The following is a 23,840-nucleotide window of genomic DNA, read 5'->3' as shown; positions in this document are numbered from 1 at the left end:
CAACGAACGATCCGGTGCGCATCGGCCGGCGTATGAAAATTACGCGACAACAGGCTTCGCGGTGCAGGAAGTTCCGGCCGCGGCAGGCCAGAGCAATTCCAGGAAAAGTGTGAACGGTTTTCCTGGGGAAAGCGCGGAGCGCTTTCCCCAGGGAATTGCGCAAAAACAAAGAGATAGAGGCCGCGTCAGGCGGCCTTCGAACAATCCGGCTTGGGCTCGCCCGGCAGCTTGCCGTCGGCGTGGCCGACCATGTCCTTGTTGAGTTCGTAGACCGGCCCCACTACAAGCGGCCGATCGGGCAGGATCGACTGATCGAGCGAGGATGTCAGCGTCGTCTCGAAGCTCTGCAGCAAGGTGCCGCTGGCATCCTCGATGCGGATCGACACCGCATAGGGCTTGTCCTTGACCACGCAGGTGAGCGGCGGGCTGGTGAGCGTTATGTGCGCGAGTTTCGGCCATATCTTCTGGTTGACGATAATCGGATCGCCACCGGCCGGGTTCTGGAAGCTGACCACCGCGACCTGCCCCTCGCCCATCGGCCGCAGCGGATTGAGGGTGATGACATAGGTGGCGATGCCCAGGCGGTAGTTGAATTCGAACAGCTTGCCGGAGATGGCAAACAACTGATCCTCGCCGGAGTCGCGGCAGGCGCCAAGGGCGGCGGCCGCAAACAAGGCGGCAGCCAGAACCATCGAACGCGAATATTTTCTAGGCATCGGAGACCTCCCTGGCCGCCGTCCGGCGGCGATAATGTCGACTTGCCTTCTGACGGTTGCCGCACACCGCCATGTCGCACCAAAGCCGGCTGGAATTGCGGCTTCGGTCGACGAACAGCCAGCTGCAGTTGGGACAGATCCTGAGCCTTGCCACGGTGTCGTCGCGCAGCAGCGACAACGCCGAGACGGCAAGTGCCGCCTCGAAGGCGATCGGCGTCGCCGGATCGCCGAACGGCCGCCCAGGCGCGCCGATTTCGGTGCGGCTGCGCGCAAGACCGTCGGCGCAGGCCTCCAGGAAGCCGGGCAGATCGCCGGTGGCAACAACGCCTTTGGCCACCGCGCCGCGAAACAGCCGGTCGGTCGTCTCGCGAATCGACAGCACGACCGGTGCGATCTTGTCCGGCAACGGCGCTTCCAGCCGCCTGCCGCCAAGCTCGGCGGCACGAAAGCCGCTTGCGGCATCGGCAAAACGAGCGATTTCCGCCGGGTTGTCGAAACGGTCGAAGGTTTTCTGGGGGTCGTCACGCAGCACGACGGTGTTCGCCGTGTCGAGCGCAAGAATGCCGCCGGTGAAGCGGTGCGGGGTCCAGGATACCGTCATGGCACAAATCTAACCGATAAATCGCGTTTGACAAGTTAGATTCTACAATGCAAACCTTGGCTGGGTGCCTTTGTGGCGACCTTTTGTCGAGCATGTCGTCGTCCCAAAACCGCCTCGCACTTTTGGGCGACATGCTCTGAGGACTGTGCATGCTCTATTTCTTCCAGCAGGTTCTGAACGGGCTGCATTCGGGCGCGCTCTATGCGCTGCTCGCCTTCGGCTATGTGCTGACCAACGGCATCCTGCACCGCACCAACCTCGCCTATGGCGCGGTGTTCGCCTTTTGCGGGCAGACGATGATCCTGACCGCGGCTTTTGGCTACCAGACCCTGTGGCTGACGCTGTTCGCATCGGTCGCGCTCGGCGTCGTCTCGGCGTTGCTGTATGCGGCGCTGATCAGCCATGTCCTGTCGCGCAGCGTCTTCGAACCGCTGGCCGACCGTACGCCCAACGCCATCGTGGTGACGACGCTCGGCATCTTGCTGGTGCTGTCGGAAGCAAGCCGCATCGCCGCCGACACGCATGATCTGTGGCTGCCGCCAATGCTGGCCCAACCCATCATTTTCGCGCAAAGTCCCACATTCACGGCGACACTGACGCTCATCCAGGTGCTCGACTGCGCATTCGTGCTGGCAATCATTGCGTTCGCCGCCTGGGCATTCGCCCGGTCGAGCTTCGGCCGGCGCTGGCGCGCCGTATCCGACGATCCCAAAGCAGCCGCCATGTGCGGGGTCGACGTGCGCGCGGTGTTCCGCGGCGCGGTGCTCGCGGGCAGTTTCTGCGCGGCACTGGCCGGCATGCTGGCCGGTCTCTATTACGGCAATATCAGCTTCGGCACCGGTCTGGTGTACGGGCTGAAGATTCTGTTCGTGACCGCGGTCGGCGGCTACCTCTCGCCGCCGCGGGCCGCCCTTGGCGCCGCTTGCTTCGGCATGGGCGAATCGCTGTGGGCCGGCTATTTCCCGCTCGAATGGCGCGATGCCTGGATGTATCTGTTCCTCGTCGCCATGCTGTTGCTGATCGGCGCCGGCCGCGACCAGCAGAAGATCGTCTGAACCGTATCAGACTTTGGTTGCATGCCGCGCGGCCAGGCAGCAGGTTTGGCCTGACAACAGCGTTTACCCGCTCTCTCCATGTTGACCCGCCGAACCACGCACGGCATACCGTTGGGCCACAGCAGCGTGGCGGAAAAGCGGGGGGATCGGCACGCCTCTGACATAAGGGAGGAATGCATGGCAGGGCTTCTCGCTCTATCCAGAACGATCGACCGTATGAACGAGTTCATCGGCAAATGGGTGTCGTGGCTGATCCTGCTGGCAATTCTGGTCAGCGCCGCCAACGCAATCATCCGCAAAGTTTTTGACATCTCGTCGAACGCCTGGCTGGAGCTGCAGTGGTATCTGTTCGGCGCCGCCTTCATGCTGGCCGCCGCCTACACGCTGAAGCAGAACGACCATATCCGCATCGACATCGTCTACGGCATGTTCTCGCGTCGGGTGCAGCACTGGATCGACCTTCTCGGCCACCTCTTCTTCCTGATGCCGTTCGTGACGCTGATGGTGATCTATTTCGTTCCCTATGTGTCGCTGTCGTTCCGTAGCGGCGAGATGTCGAACAATTCCGGCGGGCTGATCATCTGGCCGGCCAAGGCCATCCTTTTGGTCGGCTTCTTCCTGCTGGCGCTGCAGGGCATTTCCGAGATCATCAAGAAGATCGCCATCATGCGTGGCGACATGGACGATCCAAACCCGTTCATATCCGCGCATGAGCAGGCCGAACTTGAGGCCAAGGCGCTCGCCGAAGAAGCCAAGGCACTCGCCGGGCAGGTGCGCTCATGATGGAGTTCATCGCCCAGAACATGGCGCCGATCATGTTCGCCTCGCTGATCATCTTCCTGCTGATCGGCTACCCCGTCGCCTTTTCGCTGGCCGCCAACGGCCTGATGTTCTTCTTCATCGGCGTACTCCTGTCGCCCTACTCGGGCGGATCGATCAACCTCGCCTGGCCGCTGCTGCATGCGCTGCCGGATAATTTCTACGGCAGCCGGGTGATGTCGAACGACACGCTGCTGGCCATTCCGTTCTTCACCTTCATGGGCATCGTGCTCGAACGCTCCGGCATGGCCGAGGACCTGCTCGACACGATCGGCCAGCTGTTCGGACCGATCCGCGGCGGCCTCGCCTATGCCGTGATCTTCGTCGGCGCGCTGCTGGCCGCGACCACCGGCGTCGTGGCGGCTTCCGTCATCGCCATGGGACTGATCTCATTGCCGATCATGCTGCGCTACGGTTATGACCGCAGTGTCGCTGCCGGTGTCATCGCGGCGTCGGGCACGCTCGCCCAGATCATCCCGCCATCGCTGGTGCTGATCGTGCTTGCCGACCAGCTCGGCCGCTCGGTCGGCGACATGTATGCGGGCGCGTTGATCCCCGGCCTGGTGCTGACCGGCCTCTATGCGCTGTACATCCTGATCATGTCGATCGTCCGGCCAAAGTCGATGCCGGCCTTGCCGCTGGAAGCCCGCACGCTGGGTCACGGTGTGCTTTCGCTGCTGGCGGCGCTGCTGGCGGCGGTGGTGATTTCTTATGCGGCGTATCGCTATCTGGTGCCGGCGCATGGCGACAATGCCGACATCCTCGGCGCCAGCGTCGGCGTGATCTTCATCTACATCGTGGCCATCGCCGACAAGCGCCTGAACATCAACATGATGTCCAGGCTGGCGCAGCAGGTGATCATCGTGCTGATCCCGCCGCTGGCGCTGATCTTCCTGGTGCTTGGCACCATCTTCCTCGGCATCGCCACGCCGACCGAAGGCGGCGCCATGGGCTCCGTCGGGGCGCTGATCATGGCCGCGGTAAAGGGGCGGCTGTCGCTGGATGTGATCAAACAGGCATTGACCTCGACGACGCGGCTGTCGTCCTTCGTGCTGTTCATCCTGATCGGCGCGCGGGTGTTCTCGCTCACCTTCTACGGCGTTAACGGCCACATCTGGGTCGAGCACCTGTTGATCTCGCTGCCGGGCGGTGAAGTCGGCTTCCTGATCGGGGTCAACATCCTGGTCTTCTTCCTCGCCTTCTTCCTCGACTTCTTCGAGCTTGCCTTCATCATCGTGCCGCTCTTGGCGCCGGCTGCCGACAAGCTCGGCATCGACCTGATCTGGTTCGGCGTGCTGCTGGGCGTCAACATGCAGACCTCCTTCATGCACCCACCCTTCGGCTTCGCGCTGTTCTACCTGCGCTCGGTCGCTGCCCGCGTGCCTTATCTCGACCGCCTCACCGGCAAGCAGATCGCGCCGGTCACCACCGGCCAGATCTATTGGGGGGCGGTGCCCTTCGTCTGCATCCAGGTCATCATGATCGGACTGACCATCGCCTTCCCGCAGATGGTGATGCGCTACAAGGGCGCGGCGGTCGATCCCGGCACGATCGAAATTCAGCTGCCGGACATGCCAGGTCTGTCGCCGCTCGGCACGCCGCCGGCGGATGGCGGCGCCCCGGCCAATGGCGGCGCTGCACCGGCAGCTCCGACCAACGACCTGTCGCAACCACCGAACTTCGGCGAGACACCGCCCGCCAAGCCGGCTGCGCCGGCGACGGACCTCTCGCAGCCGCCGAACTTCAACTGATGCGGATGGATAAACAGTCATGAAAGCAGTGCGTCTGGAGGCGATTGGCAGCATCGCGCTGCGCGAGGTCGACAAACCCTCTGCCGGGCCCGACGATCTTCTGGTACGGATCGAGGCCTGCGGTGTCTGTGGCACGGACCGGCATCTTCTCCATGGCGAATTCCCCTGCACGCCCCCGGTGACGCTGGGACATGAATTCTCCGGCATCGTGGAAGTGGTGGGCCGTTCCGTATCCGGCTTTGCCATTGGCGACCGGGTGACCGGCAATCCCAACATCGCCTGCGGGCGATGCGCGCATTGTCATGCTGGGCGGGTCAATCTGTGCAAGAATCTGCGCGCCATCGGCATCCATCGCGATGGCGGCTTTGCCGAATATGTCGTCATGCCGCAGACGCAGGCCTTTATTCTGCCGGGCGATCTCAATCCAACACATGGCGCGTTTTGCGAGCCGCTTGGCTGCTGCCTGCATGGCGTGGACCTGGCTGAGATCAGGCCCGGCGCCTCGGTCGTCGTGCTTGGCGGCGGCGTGATCGGCTTGCTGACCGTGCAACTGGCCAGGCTGGCGGGGGCGACGACAATCATCCTGTCGACGCGACAGGCCTCGCGGCGCGCGCTTGCCGAGGAATTGGGCGCGACAGCGACGGTGGACCCTAATGCTTGCGACGTGATCGACGCGATCGCCGGACCATCCGGACTGGTGCCGGGCGGTGTCGATGTCGTGTTCGAATGCGCTGGCGTCAGGGAAACCGTCGAGCAGTCGATGCGGCTGGCCAGGGCCGGCGGCACGGTCGTCATCGTCGGCGTGATGCCACAAGGCATGAAGGCAGAGTTCGAGCCCTTCGATCTGTTGTTCCGGGAATTGAAGGTTCAGGGTTCTTTCGTAAATCCCTTCACGCATCGCCGGGCGGCCGATCTCATCGCCTCGGGCGCAATCGAGATCGACAGGCTGATCTCAAGGCATGTGACGCTGGAGGAGGCGGTCGCGGTGATCGCCAATCCGGCTGCGCCCGGCGAAGTCAAGGTGCTGGTGGTGCCGAGCCTAAGCTGACGCTTGCCGGCGGTTCGACGATCGGCTATTCAACCCGCGCCGAAAAAGACATGACCGGTTCGGTAGTCCGGTTTCTTCCGTTTTCGAACGGAGGCCTGTTCGCCGCATGATTTGCGGGAGAACCCGCGGCCGGCAAGCGAGGCGAAGCCCGCGAGCCGGTTGGGTCATGTCCGGATTTCCTGATGTCACGGCCCGCCGGTTCCACGGTCTGCAGCCACGCCTGTCCGCATCTCAAACCGGAACAGGAACGACCATGAGACTGAACCACGCAAATCTCGTTACATCAGAAGTCGCCGCCCTTGCCGGCTTCTTTACCAGCCATTTCGGCTTCGAACTTGTCGCCATGCGCGGCAAGGATGCCTTCGCGGTTCTACAGGGGACCGACGGCTTTGCCCTTAACCTGATGAAACCCAGCAAGGGAGAGGCAGCATCCTATCCCGACGGGTTTCATGTCGGCTTCTTCGTCGGCAAAGCAGATGGCGTGCACACCAAGCATGCCGAACTTGCCGATGCCGGCCTGCAGCCTCGCGAGGTCCAGGAGCTGACGCGCGGCGGCATCAAGTCGACGACCTTTTATTGTCATGCGCCGGGCGGCCTCCTCATTGAGGTCAGCGCTTCCTAAAGCGCGTCGCCTTGAAGCGGATACAGGCAACGCGCTTTAAATCTTTGTTTTGATGCATGTCGTTGTCCCAAAACCGCTGCGCACTTTTGGGCGACATGCATTAAGCCTGACAAAAAAAGACCCCGGGCCGACAAGCCCGGGGTCGTTTTCAGCAAAGCCCAAAACCTACAGCTTGCCGTTGCGCTGCTGGACCATCATGAAGGTGTCGTAATTGTATTCGGCCACCTGCGCCCACAGATAGTGCTCCTTGCGGAAGCCCTTGATCGAGTCCCAGATCTTCTTGAAGGGTGCATTCGTGGCTTCCATTTCGGCATAGACCTCGTTGGCCTTTTCGAAGCAGGCAGCCATGATCTCCTGGGTGAACGGGCGCAATTTCGCGCCGCCGGCCACCAGCCGCTTCACCGCCGCCGGATTGAGGAAGTCGTATTTCTGCAGCATGTTGGCGTCGGCCGCCTGGGCGGCGGTGCGCACCAAGGACTTGTAGGCCGGCGAGAGCTCTTCGTATTTCGCCTTGTTGAACATCAGATGCACGGTCGGGCCACCTTCCCACCAGCCGGGATAGTAGTAATAGGGCGCGACCTTGTAGAAGCCGAGCTTCTCGTCGTCATAGGGGCCAACCCATTCGGCGGCATCGATGGTGCCTTTTTCCAGCGCCGGATAGATGTCGCCACCGGCGATCTGCTGCGGCACGACGCCGAGCTTCGAGACAACTTTGCCGGCAAAGCCGCCGATGCGCATCTTGAGACCGGAGAGGTCGGCGACCGTGTTGATCTCCTTGCGGAACCAGCCGCCCATCTGCACGCCGGTGTTGCCACCGGGCAGGCCGAAGAGCCCCTGCGTGGCGAGAAACTCGTTGAACAGGTCGATGCCACCGCCGTGATAGTGCCAGGCATTCATGCCGCGCGCGTTGAGCGAGAACGGCACCGCCGCGCCCAGCGCCCATGTCGGGTCCTTGCCCCAGTAATAATATGCCACCGTGTGGCAGGCCTCGACGGTGCCGGCCGTGGTCGCGTCCGCGGCCTGCAGGCCGGGCACGAGCTCGCCCGCGGCAAAGACCTGGACCTGGAAGTTGCCGTCGGTCGCATCCGACAGCATCTTGGAGAAGACCTCGGCGCCGCCATAGATCGTGTCGAGCGATTTCGGGAACGACGACGCAAGGCGCCACGTCACTTTGGGATTGGATTGAGCGATGGCTGGCGCGGCGAGCGTCGCGGCCGCCGCCGCTGCCCCCACGCCGGCTGTGCCGGCCTTGCGTATGAATGAACGACGATCCATGAAGTTCCTCCCGTTTGGATCAAACAGACCGGCATTCGGGCAAATCCTCGAAAGCCCGGCTCGGCCTGGGGCGAAACAATACACGGGCAAGAGGTCGAGTCCAGCACGGCGGCCGGATTTGACGGCAACGTTTCGGGAATAATCGCAGCGCACACGCGGGGACTGCAACTATAGTCTAACGCCCGCTCCGTGGCCCATGCGACAGCGTGAAACTTGTCATGGAAAAGCGCCTTCAGATCGCCTATTTTGCAGGCAGAAGTGTTGTTCGCACCAAATGGAACCCGGATCTAAAATGCATCAGCCGCTCGTCGCCATATCGACCGACGTCCGCCAGTTCGACAATTACACATGGCATGCCGCGCCGCAGCAATATCTTGAGGCAGCGCTGTCAGGCGCCGGCGTGTTCCCGCTCTTGGTGCCATCCTTCGGCGACCGACTCGATTTCGATGAACTGCTGTCGTCGGTCGACGGCGTCATGGTCACCGGTTCGAAATCCAATGTGCATCCCTCGCTCTATGGCGGTGATGCCAGCGATGCCAACGGTCCCTACGATCCCGCCCGCGATGCCACAACGCTGCCGCTGATCCGCAGGGCGATCGAGCGCGGGGTGCCGCTGCTCGCCATCTGCCGCGGCATCCAGGAACTGAACGTTGCGCTGGGCGGCACGCTGGGCACCGAGATTCAGGAGCGCGAGGGCTCGCACGACCACCGCGCGCCGGTGAGCGACAATCAGGACGAACGCTTCGCCATTCACCAGACTATTTCGATCAAGCCCGGAAGCTGCCTCGCCGGCGTCTTCGGCACTACTGACATCAAGGTCAATTCGTTGCACCGCCAGGCGATCGACCGGCTCGGCCCGAAGCTGCAGGTCGAGGCGGTGGCGACGGACGGCACGATCGAAGCGGTCTCTGTGAGGGACGCCCGCGCCTTCGCCGTCGGCGTCCAGTGGCACCCCGAATACTGGGTCAAGTCGGACAGCGTCTCGGCAAAGATATTCCGTGCCTTCGGCGACGCGGTCCGCTTGCACGCGGCGGCGAAATCCGGCGCGCGCGCAGCCGCCGAATAGGTCGGCCTTCCGAAATCAATTGTCCGTGGCAGCCAGCGACAGCAGCGGCAAAGCCGGCGCGTAGGATTCATAGCCATCGCCGTCGGCGACGCCGAAGGTGACGATCGGATCGACGCCATTGACGCTGAAGGCAACCGTGCCGTCATTCTGTTCGCGCCAGAATTTCGCATGCTCGATGCCCGGCAGCAGACGGCGGCAATTCGAGGCGACCGTCAACAAGGACAAGCCGCCCGAAACTTCGGCGCCACGCGAGATGGCGCAAGCCGCTTCGTCGCCATTGGCGACCAGCCTGTAGTTGCTGATCGGCCTTGCTTCATTGGCGGCACTTTCACTGCTGCCGCCATGAAACAGCTGAACGCCGGCGAACAAGGCCGCGGCCGCAATCAATGCCGGAATCCTCATCTTTCACTCCACGCCCCCCGGCGCAGGATACAGAATGATTTCAAAGCGTTAAGCCGACGTTAATAAATGTGGCAGACCGCCGCTCAGCCTCGTGCCTTGACCTGAGCCGTCTCCGGCACCGGCGTCACCGGCCGGCGCTCGCTGAACCAGGACACCAGATTGTCGACGCACAGATCGGCCATGGCGCGGCGCGTGTGGTGCGAGGCCGAACCGACATGCGGCAGCAGCGAGGTGTTGGGCGCTTCGAGCAACGCCTTGGGCACGTTCGGTTCGTCGGCAAAGACATCGAGCCCGGCGGCGGCAATGGTGCCGTTGGCAAGGGCGACGGCAAGGGCTGCCTCGTCCACGGTGCTGCCACGGCCGATGTTGACGAAGACGCCGTTGGCGCCGAGCGCCGACAGGATTTCGGCATTGACCGCCTTTTCCGTCGAAGCGCCGCCGGGCGCCACGGAAATCAGCGTGTCGACCGCTTCGGCGAGGCCCTTCAACGTCGGGTGGTAGGCGTAGGCCAAGCCTACGACCTGGCGCCGGTTGTGATAGGCGACCGGTAAGCCAAAGGCTTCCAGCCGCCGGGCAATGGCTTGCCCGATGCGGCCCATGCCGAAGATGCCGACCTTGCGACCACGCAAGGTCAACCGGCTGAGCGGATAGTTGCCGTTGCGCACCCAGCTGCCATCGCGCAGCCAGGTTTCGGCGCGCGGCAGGTCGCGAATGGTGTTGATCAGCAGTCCGATCGCGGTGTCGGCAACCTCCTCGGTCAGCACATCGGGCGTGTTGGTGACCATGATGTTTTTCGCGGCGGCATGGCCGACATCGACCGAATCATAGCCGACACCGAACGAGGCGATGAGTTCGAGATTGGGCAATGCATCCATCATCGCGGCATCGATGCCAGCGAAGGAGGCGATGCCGCGCACCTTGCTGCGCATCTCGTCGGTGACCAGCGCCGGATCGGCGCGCTCGATCCTGATCCGATTGAAGGTGCGGTCTATGCGCTCAACGGCATGGTCGTTGAAATGCCCCGGCACCAGGATGGCGACGGTCTGCAATTGGTCGGCCTTTGTCATGCACGCTCCACCGGCTTGCCGGTTGACTGACGCACATGCAGTTCCGGCTTGATGAGTTCCTGCGACGGCCGCACCGTCTGCCCGTTGAGCTTGTCGAGCAGCGCACTGGCGGCGCGACGGCCGACCTCACGCTGGCCGTTCCAGACCGTGGTCAGTGCGGGCGTTGCGATCGCAGCCTCCTCGAGATCGTCATAGCCGGTGACGGAGATATCGACACCCGGCACCAGGCCAGCGCGGGCGATGCCATTCATCAGGCCGATGGCGACGAGATCATTCCAGCAGCAGGCCGCGGTCGGTTTGTCTTTCAGCGCCAAAAACTGTCCAGCCGCCTCGAAACCGGCCTGCTTGGTGCGCGGGCCGGCAATGCGCCAGGACGGCCTGACTTCGAGCCCCGCCGCCTCCATGGCGTTGACATAGCCCTGGTAGCGGTCGCGGCCGGTCGAGGTCTGATCGGTGCCGCCGATCATGGCGATGCGCTTGTGGCCGAGCGAGATCAGGTGATTGGTGGCAAGCCCGGTGCCATAGGAATCGTCGCCGCGAAACACCGGCACGTCCGCGCCTTCGACCGTGCGCGCGATCAACACCGCCGGCAGGCCGTTTTCCTCGGCCATGACGATGTCGGAAGCCGGCGTGCCGATGGCCGGCGACATGATGACGCCGTCGGCGCCGAGCTGCAGAAGCGTGTCGATGAAGGTGCGCTGCTTTTCGAGCTGGTCGTAGTGGTTGGACAGGATGAAGGTCTGCCGGCTGCGGTCGAGCTCGCTTTCGATCGAACGCAGGATCTCGGCAAAGAACGGGTTCATGATGTCGTGGACGACGACGCCAACGATGCCCGAGCGCGAGGTGCGCAGGCTGGCGGCACGGCGGTTGTAGATATAGCCGATGGCCCGCGCATGCTCCTTGATGCGATCGCGCGTGGTGCCGGCGACCAGCGGGCTGTCGCGCAGCGCTAGCGAGACAGTGGCCGTGGACACGCCAAGCGCGTCCGCGATCGTCGAAAGCTTGATTTTTTGTGCCAGCGCCTTGCGCTCCCCGAACGACCTGAATTTCAGACCTAAACTGTTTAAAGGCGGCGTTATGCCATCGATCGGGGGCAAATCAAAGTTTTTTTGCCAGCGCTTCCATCTCGACGTCGAGCGCGGCGCGATTGCGCACGCGCAGCCGATGCTCGCGATGGACGATGTAAAGACCGCTGGCGACGATGATTGCAGCGCCCAGAAGCGTCCAGCGGTCGGGGAACTGGTTGAAGAAGAACCAGCCGGAAACGATCATCCACACCATTTGCGAATAGGGATAAGGCGCGAGCGCGGTGGTGGTGGCGATGCGATAGGCCTGCACCAGCAGCCAATGGCCGATGGCGCCACACACGCCAAGCATCAAAAGGACGACCCAGTGCCAGCCGTCCTGCGGCAGCGACAGCGAAAACGGCAGCAGCGGCAACAGCAACACGGCGGGCGCCAGCGCCGAAAACAGGATGAGGCTCTCGGAGGTTTCGCTCGCCGACATGCGGCGCGTCATGATGACGTAAAAGCAGTTCGACAGCATCGAACAGAGCGCGAAGAGGTGGCCGATGCCGAAAACGCCGACGCCGGGCCGGGTGATGATGAGGACCCCGACAAAGCCGGTCAGGATGGCCAGCCAGCGCCGCCAGCCAGCCCATTCGCCCAGAAGCGGACCGGCAAGGGCGGTGATCACCATCGGCGCGAAGAAGAAGATCGAGGTGGTTTCGGCCAGCTGCAGTGTCCGCAGCGCCAGCACGTTGAATATGGTGGAGCCGAACAGGAACAGGCCGCGCAGTATATGCGCCGGCAGATTGTTGGCGCGAAAGCGCGACGGATCGCGCCAGCCGCGCAGAAAGACCCCGACGATCAGCACATGCACAGTGAAGCGCGCCCAAGCGACGATCAGCGCCGAGACGCCGGCGAGCACAAGATATTTGCTGCTGGTGTCGAGAAAGGTGAAACACACATAGACCGAAAGCATGCAGACGATCGCCGCCGGCGGCGTCGCGCTTTCGTCATGTCTTGGGGGAGCACTCAATTTCGGGCCGGACGGAAGGTAGGCGGAAACCCACCTTTGCGGCAATTGCCGCCAGCCGGCAAGCCAAAAGCGCCTGGCACAACAAGACCTGCGGACAGGCTTAGGCCCCAGAGGCATCAGGGATGCATGCGGGCGCCTTTGGTGATCTTGTCGACGAGCTTCTTTTCGGCACGCAGCGCGATGCCGACCACCTTGGCGTCCTCGGGCGCAAATTGCGCAAAGACGGCGCGGTTGGCGACGTCATGGCCGGTCGAAAACATTTCGTCGACGTAGAGCGAGGTTGTGACACCGCGCTCCAGAGCCCGCCTATGGATCGCGCCAAGTGTTGGGCGATCAGCTGAAAGCACGATGACCGGCTGGATCGACAGCGGGTTGTAGATGTTGCCGGCGCGGTCGCGGTAGGGCTCGCCGATGATGTCGGGACCCTGCGCGACGATGCCGCTGGTCAGGAAGGCGGTGACGTTGAGTTTCTGCCAGACGGGAAGATCATCCTGCAGCACGATTGCGAACTTCATATCGAACATGAGAGACTTGACCAATTCGAGTTGTGAAATGAGGCGATGCCGCACGATCTAGACAGGCAGGCCCTGCAAGGTCTTGGACGTTTGTGCGTGGATGCGGCCGAGAACCGCATCGTCGCGGCCCCTGGTCATGCCGGCATGGAGCGTATCGAGGCGCGGTTCCACGGCAACGCCTTCGATCTCCACCGCCACGACACCTATGCGATCGGCGTGACACTGCATGGCGTGCAGAGCTTCCGCTATCGCGGCGCGACAAATCACAGCCTGCCGGGCCAGATCATCGTGCTGCATCCCGACGAATTGCACGATGGCGGCGCCGGCACCGAAAACGGCCTGCGCTACCGGATACTCTATCTGGAGCCGTCGCTCATCCTGGACTGCCTCGGCGGTGCAGCGCTGCCGTTCGTGCGCGATGCTGTGGTGAGCGACCGCGTTTTCTGCGCAACGCTGCTTTCGGCGCTGGGGCCGCTGGACCAGGAGCTGGACGAGCTGTTCGTCAGCGATTTCATCACGCAGTTGACGCAAAGCCTGGCGCGGCATGCCGGCCAGCCGGCAAAGCCGATCTTGAAAACCGCATGGCGCGCCGTCAGCCTGGCGCGCGACTATCTTGAGGAAAACGCAGAGCGAAGCGTGTGCTCGGAAGAGCTGGAGGCAATCACCGGGCTCGACCGTTACGCCCTGTCGCGGCATTTCCGGGCTGCCTTCGCAACCAGCCCACACCGCTTTCTGGTGATGCGCCGGCTGCAACGGGCGCGCCGGATGATCGAGGCCAACGAGCCACTGGCGCAGATCGCCATTGCGGCCGGCTTCAGCGACCAGAGCCATTTCAACAGGCATTTCAAGAAGGCGTTCGGCGTTACGCCGGGACGTTGGTCGGCACTGATCCACGGGCCGGCGAACGCGGCCGCCTGATAAACAACCGAGATCAGTCGTCGATGTCGGCGTCCTCGTCGATGAGCACCATTTCCTCGTTGGAAAGGTTCGCCTCGATGCGGGCCAGCAGCTTGAACAGCGCCTTCTGGTCCTTCTTGTCGAGGCCTTTCAGCGCCTGCTTTTCGGTCTTCTTCACCGATTTCTCGATGGCATGGATGATGTCGCGGCCGGTCTCGGTGAGGAAGATATGGGCCTGGCGGGCATCGGCCGAGGAGGCACGCTTTTCCAGAAAACCCTGCGCCTGCAGCCGGTTGATGGTCTTGGTGATGGTCGGCGGGCGCACGCCGAGGCGGCCGGCGAGATTGCCGGGCGTCTGGCCGTCCTCGCGGTCGAGCGCCAGCATGATCTGGTCCTGCCCGGCATAGAAACCGTGCGCCAGCAGCCGTGCGGCGAGCGCCGTACGCGCCAGCCGCGCCGCCGAATGCAGCCGGCTCATTGTCGCAGTCTTGTCCGCCTTGGCCATGGTCATCCCTCTTCGGCCGAACCGGTGCGGGCAGCATAGACCCAGCCGCCGGGTTGGCAATCGACGATCAAAAAGATTCCGGCTTTGCAAAACAGCTTTGCCGGCAAGCATTACGGTGTCCGCCGTGGTCAATGCCAGATGTTTATTTCAGTTAGATGACAAACGACTTTTCGGCGCGAGGACTCTTTCAACGGAGTGCCAGATGCACGGAACGAGGCGCTCAACCGGCCTTCACCGCGATGACCAACAGGGCCTGATAGGCGTCCGCCACTTCGCGCAATGCCGCCTGCGACAGCGGTCCGGCCTGCCGCGCAATGCCGTCGCCTGCGTTAGACGTGTCGCGCTTGCCGGGACGGTCATTATAGGGGGCGACCGTGGTGAAGATCTGCTCGCTGAGGCTGTCGGGAAAGAACAGCTGGCCGGTCATTACCGAATTGTCGTTTGGGAAGACCTTGAAATGAATGTGGGTGGTGCGGCCGTGATACCAGCCTGGATAAATGGTGGCGAAGGAAACGATGCCGCTGTCATCCGTCTTCTGCCAGCCGCGCAGAAAGCTCTGGCCGGAGGTGTCGACATCCTGGCCATCACCTTGCCCGGGATAGCCGGAATAGGCGCCCTGCGCATCACAATGCCAGATGTCGACGCGCGCGCCGGCAAGCGGCCGACAGCTGGCGTCGACGATTTGCAGCCGGACATTGAGGCTGACACCCTTCTTGCCTTCGGTGACGTCCGTGCGTTCTAGCTTCGGGTCGAAGTAGAACGGCCCCTCGGTCACTTCAGGGGTAATCGCGCAGACTCCGGCGCCGCCATCGAACAGAGCGAGCCCGGCATAGGGCGAGGCCTGCGCCGCCCTTGCGGCGGCCGGCAGGAAGACGCCGCCGCTGGCGGTAACGGCGATTAGGCCGAGCGCCCGGCGCCGGCTTAGCGGGAAGGAGGATGGCCTGGCGGTCATTGGGCACCTCTTCAATTCAGTTCAAGCGGCCTCCCGCACCCGTATCTAAGCGGCATGGCCAGACGGTGCCAATGGAATTCGGCAATGTCGGCAGGCTCATTGGCCCATTGGTTTGCCACGTGCAAAACCGGCAGGGGCATCCTATATGGAGCCAACAATCCTTTTCGAGGCCCGTCGCGGCCCAGTCACTTCGAGGCATGACATGAGCGATGCACAGACGCAGATTCCCGTAACCGTTCTCACCGGCTATCTCGGCGCTGGCAAGACGACGCTGCTCAATCGCATCCTGTCGGAAAACCACGGCAAGCGCTACGCCGTCATCGTCAATGAATTCGGCGAGATCGGCATCGATAACGAGCTGATCGTGGAATCCGACGAGGAAATCTACGAGATGAACAATGGCTGCGTCTGTTGCACGGTGCGCGGCGACCTGATCCGTGTGGTCGAAGGCCTGATGCGCCGTCCCGGCCGCTTCGACGCCATCCTCGTCGAGACCACCGGGCTCGCCGATCCGGTGCCGGTGGCGCAGACCTTCTTCATGGACGACGACGTGCGATCCAAGACCAGGCTCGACGCGGTGGTGGCATTGGTCGACGCCAAGCATCTGCCGCTGCGTTTGAAGGATTCGCGCGAAGCCGAAGACCAGATCGCCTTTGCCGACGTCATCGTGCTCAACAAGACCGATCTGGTGACACGGGAAGAGCTCACCAAGGTCGAGGCGACGATCCGCGCCATCAACCCGGCTGCGAGGATCCATCGCACCACCCGCGCTGGCGTGGCACTGTCCGAGGTGCTCGACCGCGGCGCCTTCGACCTTTCCAGGGCGCTGGAGAACGATCCGCATTTCCTCGAAGGGCATGACGAGCACGATCACGACCACCATGACCATGACCATGATCATGATCATCACCACCATGATCATGACGGACACGACCATGATCACGATGGGCACCGTCATCACGCGCACCCGTCCGACATCCATGACGTGACAGTGCAGTCGGTGTCGCTGCGCGGCGGCGAGATGGACCCGAAGAAGTTCTTCCCCTGGATCGAGAAGATCACCCAGATGGAAGGCCCGAACATCCTGCGGCTGAAGGGCATCATCGCGCTCAAGGGCGACGATGAGCGCTACGTCATCCAGGGCGTGCACATGATCATCGAAGGCGACCACCAGCGCGCCTGGAAGGATGGCGAGAAGCACGAGAGCCGGCTGGTGTTCATCGGCCGTGAGCTCGATGGCGAGCGGCTGAAGAAGAGCTTCGACGCCTGCCAGGCGGCTTGATGATCTCGGAGGGTTGATTTTGAGTGCATGTACACATATCATGTGTACATGCACCATGAGGAGGCTCTTGTGCCTAGATCAGCCGACAACAAGACCGAGCGTTATCAAATCCGCATTGCGCCTGCGCAGAAGGCGATGATCGCGCGTGCTGCGGCACTGTCGCATAAGGACGTGGCCGACTTCATCCTCGACAAGGTCGTGCCCGAAGCGCAGGCCGTGATTGAGGCGGCCGAGGTGACGAAAGTATCCGATCGCGATTTTGCGCGCATCCTCGAGCTGTTGGAGCACCCGCCAAAACCCAATGCCAGGCTTCAGGCGGCGATCGCCAGCTTGCCGGATACTCTGTGACGCTTCCGTCCTGGCACGAAGAGCCGATTGCGAAACGGCACGATCGGACCTCGTTCGATTGCGGCGACGCGCCGATGAACGATTTCCTGCGACGGTTCGCGCGCCAGAGCCACGATCAGAACGCAGCCAAGACCTTCTGTGCGATCGATGACACGGCTTCGGAGCGGATTCTCGGGTTCTATACGATCGCACCATCCGCAGTCGCTCATGGCACCGTCCCCGAAGCCATGACGAGGGGCTTGGCGCGACACGAGGTTTCCGGCTTCAAGCTTGCTCGGCTTGCGACCGACCGCACAGTGGCAGGACAAGGGCTCGGTGGTCAGCTGCTTGCCTCCGCAGCGTTGCGCTGCCTACGGCTCGCTGGCGAGGGCGGCGGCATCCTGCTCATCATCGATGCCAAGAGCGAGCGAGCCGCAAGGTGGTATGCCAGTTATGGGGCCGAGCGCCTTCAGGGACCGGATTTGACCCTTGTGATGCCACTGGCGACCTTCGCAACCGGCCTGAAGGCCAAAGGACTGCTTTGACGATCGCCTCCCTTCACTTTGCTGATCCTCATGGTTGCCGGAACCGCGAACGTCGCGTAAGCCGCCTCTGCAATCTCGTCCAACTGAACAAAGATAACCATGCCGACCGTCGCCCCGCTTGATCTCGAAGGACATTGCATCGCCGCCGTCTTCCTCGGCGACGTGCCGCATTTTGCGCTGGCTGACGGCACTGTTCATCGGCTCGACCATGGCCACAAGACGGTACAAGCCAATGACGGCCTGCTCGCTGCTTTCCATGACGCGGCCAACGACAGGCTGATCACCGGTGGCGAGGACGGCAAGATCTTTTCAGTCACCGCCGGCGGCAATGCCAATGAACTGGCGACAGCCGGAAAGAAATGGATCACCAGCGTCGCCGCCGGGCCGCAGGGCGCCATCGCCTATGCCTCGGGCAAGACCGCCTTCGTGCGCTTTGCCGACGGCAAAACCAGGGAGTTTGCCCATCCGCGCTCGGTCGAGGGGCTGGCGTTTTCGCCCAAGGGCATGCGTTTTGGCGTCGCCCGCTACAATGGCGCGACGCTGCATTTCCCTGCTGCCGAGGGCAAGCCGGTCGAACTCGAATGGGCCGGCGCCCATACCGGCATGACCTTCTCGCCCGATGGCGCCTTTGTCGTCACCACCATGCAAGAGAACGCGCTGCATGGCTGGAAGCTCGCCGACGGCAAGCACATGCGCATGACCGGCTATCCCGGCAAGGTGAAAAGCCTGTCTTGGAGCGCCAAGGGCAAATGGCTGGCGAGTTCCGGCGCGCCGGCGGCAATCGTCTGGCCGTTTTCGGGCAAGGACGGGCCGATGGGCAAGGCGCCGCTGGAACTCGGCACGCGCGGCAACGCCATGGTGACCGCTGTCGCCTGCCATCCGAGCCAGGATGTCGTCGCCGTCGGCTATGACGACGGCATGGTAATGGCAGTGCGTTTTGCCGACGCCAAGGAGGTGCTTCTGCGCCGGCCGGGCAAGGGCGCCATCACCTCGATGATGTGGGGCAAGGAAGAGCGCCGCGTCGCCTTCGGCAGCGCTGCCGGCGACTGCGGCGTCGTCGATATTTCGGCATAAGCGTAACTTATTCGGCCCCGCAGGATACTTTGCCGGTGACCTCAACCGGCTTGCCGTCCTGGTCCGTATCCGCCGCGGCGTCGTAGATGGCGAGCGTATAAAGCCCGTCATAGACGCCTTCGTCACTGGTCTTGGTCAGGATCGTCAGTTCGACTGAGTTGATGCGTTGCGCGACCTCGTGCTCGTGGTAGATGTTCAGCCGCAATTCCTTGTCGTCGAGCCAGTACTGGGTCAGGTTGGAATCCTCGAACACGGTCTTGCGCAGATCGTCGCCGACCGGCCTGCCCAGAATTTCGAGATCGCCGCGAAAGTTGAAGGTCGGCCCGCCCATGCCCCTGGTGACGCCGGCCTCGACCGTGAATATCGCCGCTGCATCCTCGACGGAACACCAGATGCCGCCGGACGCGAAAGCCGTGCCAGCCGACAGAAACAACGTCGCTACGCAGATGATCGTCCGCATTCTTCTCCTCCAAAGCCCCCAAGCTCGGCCACATTGATGCCAGTCCGAGCCTCGAGGTCAAGCGCCACCAGCGTCTACCGCGGCCGCTGAACCAATGCAGAGCAGCCAGTCGGCCAATTGCGGTTGCGGACCGCTGACGTCTACAGTGCCGGGCGAGAGGGTCCTTCATGCATTTATTCGACCATTCAACGGCCTCCATTGGCGGCATCGGGCCCGCCCGCATCGCCGCATTGCGCGAGGCGGAAGCCGCCATCTTCCGCAAGGCACGGCCGAAATCGCAAGCCAAGGCCGGCAACGGTCTGCCCGGCTTCTTCGGCGGCGTGCCGATGCACTGGATGAACGACTGGCCGACGCCGTTTCCGATCCTGGTCGACAGCGCCAGGGGCGCCACCATCACCGACATCGACGGTATAAGGCTCGACGATTTCTGCCTCGGCGACACCGGCTCGATGTTCGGCCATTCGCCGCCGCCGGTGGCGCGGGCCATCCGCCGCCAGGCAGGGCGCGGCCTGACCTACATGCTGCCTTCCGAGGATGCGCTGGCCATCGGCCCGTTGCTGCAGCAGCGTTTCGGCCTGCCCTTCTGGCAGATCGCGACGACGGCGACCGACGCCAATCGTTTCGCACTGCGCGTTGCCCGCGCCGTCACCTCCAGAGAAAAGATCCTGGTCTTCAACGGCTGCTATCACGGCTCTGTCGACGAGACGATGGTGCGGCTGGTCGACGGCATCCCGGTCAACCGGCCTGGGCTGGCTGGCGAGTTTCGTGACCTGACCAAGACCGCAAAGGTTATCGAATTCAACGATATAGCAACACTCGAAGCAGCACTCGCGGACCGCGACGTCGCCTGTGTCATCACCGAGCCGGTGCTGACCAATTCCTGCATGGTGCTGCCCGATCGCGGTTTTCACGATGCGCTGCGCAGGCTGACGCGCGCGACCGGCACGCTGCTTTTGATCGACGAGACGCATACGATCTCGACCGGCCCCGGCGGCTACACCAGAACATACGGACTGGAACCGGACATTTTCGTGCTGGGCAAGCCGATCGCCGGCGGTGTGCCGGCCAGCGTCTGGGGTATGAGCGATGACATCGCCACACGCTATGCCGCCTACAACAGGACCAAGGAGCCGGGCTATTCCGGCATGGGCACGACGCTGTCGGCCAACCCGCTGCAATTCGCGGCGATGCGCGCCACGCTCGAGGAGGTGATGACGCAAGAGAATTATGACCGGATGGACCATCTGGCGCGGCGGCTCGATGCCGGACTGACCGGCGTCATCGACCGCTACCGTCTGCCCTGGCATGTTGCCCGCGTCGGCGCCCGCGTCGAGTTCATCTGCGCCCCCGGCCCGCTCAGGAATGGCGGCGAGGCGGAAATGGCGCATGCGCCGGAGCTCGAAGCCGCGATCCATGTCGCGCTGGTCAACCAGGGTGTGCTGATCGCGCCCTTCCACAACATGATGCTGATCTCGCCGGCAACCACCGGCGCCCAGGTCAACCGGTTGATCACCGCCTTCGCAGCGGTTGCGGCAAGGCTTGCGGCATGAGACAAGCGCGCATGCCAACAGCCACAGCGACCTCACCTTCTGGCTCGACGCCCAGCGAAGCCAAGGCTTTCCTCGCCGCGCATCCCGAAATCGAGGCTTTCGACATCGTGCTGACCGACGCCAATGGCGTCGGCCGCGGCAAGATCGTGCGCCGGCACGAGCTGATGAGCATTTTCGAGGGCGGCCGCCATATGCCGATCTCGATCCTCGGCCTCGACATCACCGGTGAGGATGTGCACGAGACCGGGCTGATCTGGACGACCGGCGACGGCGACCTCAGGGCATGGCCGATCCCCGGCACGCTGGTGCCGCTGTTCGGCACGCAGCCGCCGCGCGGCCAGCTGCTGATGGCGATGTACATGCTCGACGGCCGGCCGATGTCTTCCGACCCGCGGCTGGCGCTGGCCCGCCAGGTCGACATACTGGCGGCCAAGGGGCTCTATCCCGCCGGCGCCTTCGAGCTCGAGTTTTTTCTACTGGCCAACGAACGCGACGCCGACGGCAAGGTAAAGCCGGCAGACGCCGTGCTCGACGGCCGCGTCTCAGGTAAGACCGAAGTCTATTCCGTCGACCATCTGCACGGCATGGAACCGCTGTTTTCCGACATCTATGCCGCCGCCAAGGCGCAAGGCATTCCGGCGGAAACCGTCATTTCCGAATATGCGCCCGGCCAGTACGAGCTGACGCTGAACTACCGCAAGGACGTGATGCGGGCGGCCGACGACCTTGTCATGCTGAAGCGACTGGTGCGGGCGCAGGCGCGCCGCCATGGCGTCACCGCTTGCTTCATGGCCAAGCCGATCGAGAAATATGCGGGATCCGGCATGCATTTCCATGTCTCGCTGCAGGACAAAGCCGGCAGGAACGTCTTTGCCGAGGCCGGTGGCGAAAGCTGGTCGCTGCCGCTGCTGCAGGGACTTGGCGGCCTGATCCAGACCATGGCCGAATCCATGCTGGTGTTTGCGCCGCATGCCAATTCGTGGCGGCGCTTCGTTTCGCAGTCCTACGCGCCGGTGGCGCCGACCTGGGGCGTCAACAACCGTTCGGTGGCGCTGCGCGTACCCGCGGGCGACGCCAAGAGCCGGCGCATCGAGCACCGGCCGTCGGGCGTCGACGCCAACCCCTATCTGATCGCGGCGACGGTGCTGGCCGCCATCGTCAAAGGTCTCGATGAGGGGCTCGACCCCGGGCCGGAAACCACCGGCAATGGCTACGAATCGGCAATCACGCGCACGACGATGCCGGTGGACTGGCGTGCCGCGATCGAGGCGGCAAGGGCGTCGACCTTCCTCAAAGGCGCGCTCGGCGAAGACCTGCACCGGACGTTCGTGGCGATCAAGCAATCCGAATATCTGCGCGTCGCGCGCACCGTCAGCGAGCTGGACTACCACCTCTATCTGCACGAGGTGTGAGAGCTGCGCGACTTCAGCGGATCAGGATCGCCCGGAGATCGTTCACATTCGTGCCCGTAGGGCCGGGCACGAAAAGATCGCCGACGGCATTGAACGCCGTCCAGGCATTGTTGCCGGCGAGCATGGCCTTGGCGTCCACATCCGCAGCGCGCATCCGCGATACGGTCGAGCCATCGGCGAAGGCGCCGGCATTGTCTTCCGAACCATCGATGCCGTCGGTGTCGGCGGCCAGCGCGTGAATGCCTTGCGTGCCGTTGATGCCGATGGAGAAGGCGAGCAGGAATTCGCTGTTGCGGCCACCCTTGCCCTTAGCCCTTAGCGTTACCGTGGTCTCGCCGCCCGACAGGATCAGCACCGGCTTTTGAAATGGCCGGTTGCGCGTCGCCACCTCGCGTGCGATCGCCGCATGGACGCCGCCGACCTCGCGCGCTTCGCCTTCGACGGAATCGGAGAGGATGACGGCCTCTATGCCTTGCCGCCTGGCCTCGGCGGCTGCAGCTTCCAGCGAGACACCGGCCGAAGCGATCAGATGGACTTCGTTGCGAGAAAAGCGCGGATCATCCGCTCGTGGTGCATCGGCAGCCGGCGAATTGATATGCGCCATGACTGAGGCCGGCAGCTTCATGCCATAGGCTGATATCGACGCCAGCGCGTCTTCGCGGCTGCCTGAATCCGGCACGGTTGGGCCGGAGGCGACCAGCGCCGGATTGTCGCCGGGAATGTCGGAGACGACCAGCGACACCACCTTGGCCGGATATGCCGCAGCTGACAGCCGGCCACCCTTGATGGTGGAGACATGCTTGCGGATGGTGTTCATCGCAGCAATCGGCGCGCCGGAGGCGAGCAGCGCCTCGTTGACGGCAATCTCGTCGGCCAGCGTCAGGCTGCCGGCGGGCGACGGCAGCAGCGCCGAGCCGCCGCCGGAAATCAGCGCCACGACCAGATCGTCCTCGGTCAGCCCTTGCACCTTGGCGAGCAGCCGCCGTGACGCCTCGAGCCCGGCGGCATCAGGTACGGGGTGTGCTGCCTCGATGATCTCGATGCGCTCGCATTTCGCGCCATAGCCGTAGCGGGTGACGACCAGCCCTTCGATCGGTCCGTCCCACACCTTCTCGAAAGCCGCCGCCATCTGCGCCGAGCCCTTGCCCGCACCGATGACGATGGTGCGACCCCTGGGCTTTGCCGGCAAATGATTCCGGATCGTCCGCTCGGGATCGGCGGCGGCGACGGCGGCATTGAAAATCGAAATGAGGAAGGGCTTGGGCTCGGTCATTTGGCTTCCGGCGGCAGTGCCAGTTCGGCAGCGTCAAGGCGCAGATAGTTGCAAATCGCATCGACGACGACGCCGTGGTCGTCACGCTCCGGCAGGCCGGAGACCGTGATCGCGCCGATGACGCCGGCGCCCTTGACATTTATGGGAAAACCGCCGCCGGCCAGCACATAGTCTGATATATCCAGTCCCTCGCCGACCTTGAAGGTGCGGTCCGGGCGTTGCTGCTCCAGCACCATGCGATAGGTGCTTTTGAGAAACCGCTTCACCACGTTGATCTTGCGTCGTGCCCAGTCAGGATTGGAGGCGTTCGATCCCGGCATCGCCGCATAGAACAGCGGCCGGTCGAAGGTCCTGATATCGACGATGATGGGGAAGTTCTCAGTCAGCGCGCGGTCGCGGATGGCCGAGCCGATCTCGAAGGCGACAGCCTCGTCAAAGGCGGGGAAGACGAGTGTCTCTTCCTGTTTCTGGATCAGAGCGATGTCGTCCGCAGCGGCCATTTTCTTTCTCCGAAAATCGTCACACGTCGTTTGTACGACAAGCTCCGCCTGGTCAAGCTCCCGTCGCGGCGGTCATCTTGCCCCGC

At 63.3% G+C, this 23,840-nt stretch carries 26 protein-coding genes; 13 read left to right on the top strand and 13 right to left on the bottom strand.

The features are described 5' to 3' along the window. Positions 1–185: 185 nt before the first annotated feature. Together AC1D0N_RS02495 and AC1D0N_RS02490 are read right to left on the bottom strand one after the other, a co-directional pair. A complete protein-coding gene (locus AC1D0N_RS02495) occupies positions 186–716 on the bottom strand; it encodes a hypothetical protein (protein WP_477241048.1) in 531 nt (176 codons plus the stop codon). Continuing rightward, positions 709–1,317 (bottom strand): CGNR zinc finger domain-containing protein, encoded by a 609-nt coding sequence (locus AC1D0N_RS02490; protein WP_477241046.1) that lies wholly within the window; start codon positions 1,315–1,317, stop codon positions 709–711. Before AC1D0N_RS02490 ends, AC1D0N_RS02495 begins: the two co-directional genes overlap by 8 nt. 149 nt (positions 1,318–1,466) lie before the next feature. Here AC1D0N_RS02490 and AC1D0N_RS02485 point away from each other — a divergent pair, with 149 nt between their 5' ends. From AC1D0N_RS02485 to AC1D0N_RS02465, 5 genes are all read left to right on the top strand, one after another. Then, the gene (locus AC1D0N_RS02485; RefSeq protein ID WP_477241044.1) at positions 1,467–2,372 is read left to right on the top strand and encodes a branched-chain amino acid ABC transporter permease; all 906 of its coding nucleotides are present in this window, start codon (positions 1,467–1,469) and stop codon (positions 2,370–2,372) included. A gap of 177 nt (positions 2,373–2,549) precedes the next feature. Further along, complete coding sequence (locus AC1D0N_RS02480; RefSeq protein ID WP_477241042.1) at positions 2,550–3,155, top strand: TRAP transporter small permease subunit; 606 nt, start codon at positions 2,550–2,552, stop codon at positions 3,153–3,155. Continuing rightward, entirely contained in the window at positions 3,152–4,942 is a 1,791-nt protein-coding gene (locus AC1D0N_RS02475) for a TRAP transporter large permease (protein ID WP_477241040.1), read from the top strand. Before AC1D0N_RS02480 ends, AC1D0N_RS02475 begins: the two co-directional genes overlap by 4 nt. Positions 4,943–4,961: 19 nt before the next feature. Beyond that, on the top strand, positions 4,962–5,990 hold the full coding sequence (locus AC1D0N_RS02470) for a zinc-dependent alcohol dehydrogenase family protein (RefSeq protein ID WP_477241038.1): 1,029 nt from the start codon (positions 4,962–4,964) through the stop codon (positions 5,988–5,990). Between the two features lie 253 nt (positions 5,991–6,243). Further along, positions 6,244–6,612 (top strand): VOC family protein, encoded by a 369-nt coding sequence (locus AC1D0N_RS02465; protein ID WP_477241036.1) that lies wholly within the window; start codon positions 6,244–6,246, stop codon positions 6,610–6,612. Between the two features lie 165 nt (positions 6,613–6,777). Here AC1D0N_RS02465 and AC1D0N_RS02460 read toward each other — a convergent pair whose 3' ends face one another. Further along, positions 6,778–7,887 carry a TRAP transporter substrate-binding protein gene (locus tag AC1D0N_RS02460; protein WP_477241034.1) on the bottom strand — a complete coding sequence of 370 codons (1,110 nt, stop codon included), beginning with the start codon at positions 7,885–7,887 and terminating at the stop codon, positions 6,778–6,780. Positions 7,888–8,179: 292 nt separating this feature from the next. Between AC1D0N_RS02460 and AC1D0N_RS02455 the strand changes: the two genes are divergently transcribed. Beyond that, entirely contained in the window at positions 8,180–8,953 is a 774-nt protein-coding gene (locus AC1D0N_RS02455; protein ID WP_477241032.1) for a gamma-glutamyl-gamma-aminobutyrate hydrolase family protein, read from the top strand. A gap of 15 nt (positions 8,954–8,968) precedes the next feature. Here AC1D0N_RS02455 and AC1D0N_RS02450 read toward each other — a convergent pair whose 3' ends face one another. From AC1D0N_RS02450 to AC1D0N_RS02430, 5 genes are all read right to left on the bottom strand, one after another. Next, positions 8,969–9,355 carry a hypothetical protein gene (locus tag AC1D0N_RS02450; protein WP_477241030.1) on the bottom strand — a complete coding sequence of 129 codons (387 nt, stop codon included), beginning with the start codon at positions 9,353–9,355 and terminating at the stop codon, positions 8,969–8,971. Between the two features lie 83 nt (positions 9,356–9,438). Next, positions 9,439–10,422: a 2-hydroxyacid dehydrogenase gene (locus tag AC1D0N_RS02445; RefSeq protein WP_477241028.1), complete on the bottom strand. Its 984-nt coding sequence runs from the start codon at positions 10,420–10,422 to the stop codon at positions 9,439–9,441. Further along, a complete protein-coding gene (locus tag AC1D0N_RS02440) occupies positions 10,419–11,441 on the bottom strand; it encodes a LacI family DNA-binding transcriptional regulator (protein WP_477241856.1) in 1,023 nt (340 codons plus the stop codon). The genes AC1D0N_RS02445 and AC1D0N_RS02440 overlap by 4 nt, the downstream gene beginning before the upstream one ends. Before the next feature lie 79 nt (positions 11,442–11,520). Then, on the bottom strand, positions 11,521–12,405 hold the full coding sequence (locus AC1D0N_RS02435) for a DMT family transporter (RefSeq protein ID WP_477241026.1): 885 nt from the start codon (positions 12,403–12,405) through the stop codon (positions 11,521–11,523). 173 nt (positions 12,406–12,578) lie between these two features. Then, a complete protein-coding gene (locus tag AC1D0N_RS02430) occupies positions 12,579–12,986 on the bottom strand; it encodes a DUF2000 family protein (protein WP_477241024.1) in 408 nt (135 codons plus the stop codon). 36 nt (positions 12,987–13,022) lie between these two features. Here AC1D0N_RS02430 and AC1D0N_RS02425 point away from each other — a divergent pair, with 36 nt between their 5' ends. Beyond that, positions 13,023–13,895, top strand: a complete 873-nt coding sequence (locus tag AC1D0N_RS02425; RefSeq protein WP_477241022.1) for an AraC family transcriptional regulator — start codon at positions 13,023–13,025, stop codon at positions 13,893–13,895. A 13-nt stretch (positions 13,896–13,908) separates the two neighbouring features. Here the strand turns inward: AC1D0N_RS02425 and AC1D0N_RS02420 are convergent, their stop codons facing one another. Continuing rightward, positions 13,909–14,379: a MarR family winged helix-turn-helix transcriptional regulator gene (locus AC1D0N_RS02420; protein ID WP_477241020.1), complete on the bottom strand. Its 471-nt coding sequence runs from the start codon at positions 14,377–14,379 to the stop codon at positions 13,909–13,911. A 220-nt stretch (positions 14,380–14,599) separates the two neighbouring features. After that, positions 14,600–15,331 carry an intradiol ring-cleavage dioxygenase gene (locus tag AC1D0N_RS02415; protein ID WP_477241018.1) on the bottom strand — a complete coding sequence of 244 codons (732 nt, stop codon included), beginning with the start codon at positions 15,329–15,331 and terminating at the stop codon, positions 14,600–14,602. 202 nt (positions 15,332–15,533) lie between these two features. On the opposite strand from AC1D0N_RS02415, the gene AC1D0N_RS02410 reads away from it, so the two are divergent. From AC1D0N_RS02410 to AC1D0N_RS02395, 4 genes are all read left to right on the top strand, one after another. After that, positions 15,534–16,613 (top strand): CobW family GTP-binding protein, encoded by a 1,080-nt coding sequence (locus AC1D0N_RS02410; RefSeq protein ID WP_477241016.1) that lies wholly within the window; start codon positions 15,534–15,536, stop codon positions 16,611–16,613. A 69-nt stretch (positions 16,614–16,682) separates the two neighbouring features. Then, entirely contained in the window at positions 16,683–16,961 is a 279-nt protein-coding gene (locus AC1D0N_RS02405; RefSeq protein WP_477241014.1) for a type II toxin-antitoxin system TacA family antitoxin, read from the top strand. Continuing rightward, complete coding sequence (locus AC1D0N_RS02400; RefSeq protein WP_477241012.1) at positions 16,958–17,485, top strand: GNAT family N-acetyltransferase; 528 nt, start codon at positions 16,958–16,960, stop codon at positions 17,483–17,485. The genes AC1D0N_RS02405 and AC1D0N_RS02400 overlap by 4 nt, the downstream gene beginning before the upstream one ends. A 99-nt stretch (positions 17,486–17,584) precedes the next feature. After that, on the top strand, positions 17,585–18,559 hold the full coding sequence (locus AC1D0N_RS02395) for a WD40 repeat domain-containing protein (protein WP_477241010.1): 975 nt from the start codon (positions 17,585–17,587) through the stop codon (positions 18,557–18,559). 7 nt (positions 18,560–18,566) lie between these two features. Here AC1D0N_RS02395 and AC1D0N_RS02390 read toward each other — a convergent pair whose 3' ends face one another. Continuing rightward, positions 18,567–19,019 (bottom strand): hypothetical protein, encoded by a 453-nt coding sequence (locus AC1D0N_RS02390; RefSeq protein WP_477241008.1) that lies wholly within the window; start codon positions 19,017–19,019, stop codon positions 18,567–18,569. Positions 19,020–19,186: 167 nt separating this feature from the next. Here AC1D0N_RS02390 and AC1D0N_RS02385 point away from each other — a divergent pair, with 167 nt between their 5' ends. Both AC1D0N_RS02385 and AC1D0N_RS02380 read left to right on the top strand, forming a co-directional pair. Further along, entirely contained in the window at positions 19,187–20,569 is a 1,383-nt protein-coding gene (locus tag AC1D0N_RS02385) for an aspartate aminotransferase family protein (protein WP_477241006.1), read from the top strand. A gap of 11 nt (positions 20,570–20,580) precedes the next feature. Then, positions 20,581–21,981 (top strand): glutamine synthetase family protein, encoded by a 1,401-nt coding sequence (locus tag AC1D0N_RS02380; RefSeq protein ID WP_477241004.1) that lies wholly within the window; start codon positions 20,581–20,583, stop codon positions 21,979–21,981. 13 nt (positions 21,982–21,994) lie between these two features. Here the strand turns inward: AC1D0N_RS02380 and AC1D0N_RS02375 are convergent, their stop codons facing one another. Together AC1D0N_RS02375 and AC1D0N_RS02370 are read right to left on the bottom strand one after the other, a co-directional pair. Beyond that, the gene (locus tag AC1D0N_RS02375) at positions 21,995–23,254 is read right to left on the bottom strand and encodes a glycerate kinase type-2 family protein (RefSeq protein WP_477241002.1); all 1,260 of its coding nucleotides are present in this window, start codon (positions 23,252–23,254) and stop codon (positions 21,995–21,997) included. Then, positions 23,251–23,754: a heme-degrading domain-containing protein gene (locus tag AC1D0N_RS02370; protein ID WP_477241000.1), complete on the bottom strand. Its 504-nt coding sequence runs from the start codon at positions 23,752–23,754 to the stop codon at positions 23,251–23,253. The genes AC1D0N_RS02375 and AC1D0N_RS02370 overlap by 4 nt, the downstream gene beginning before the upstream one ends. Positions 23,755–23,840: the final 86 nt, after the last annotated feature.

This window comes from Mesorhizobium sp. P2_E10 (assembly GCF_056404235.1).
Note: the sequence above shows the minus strand (reverse complement) of the source record. Positions and strands in the feature narration are given on the sequence as shown.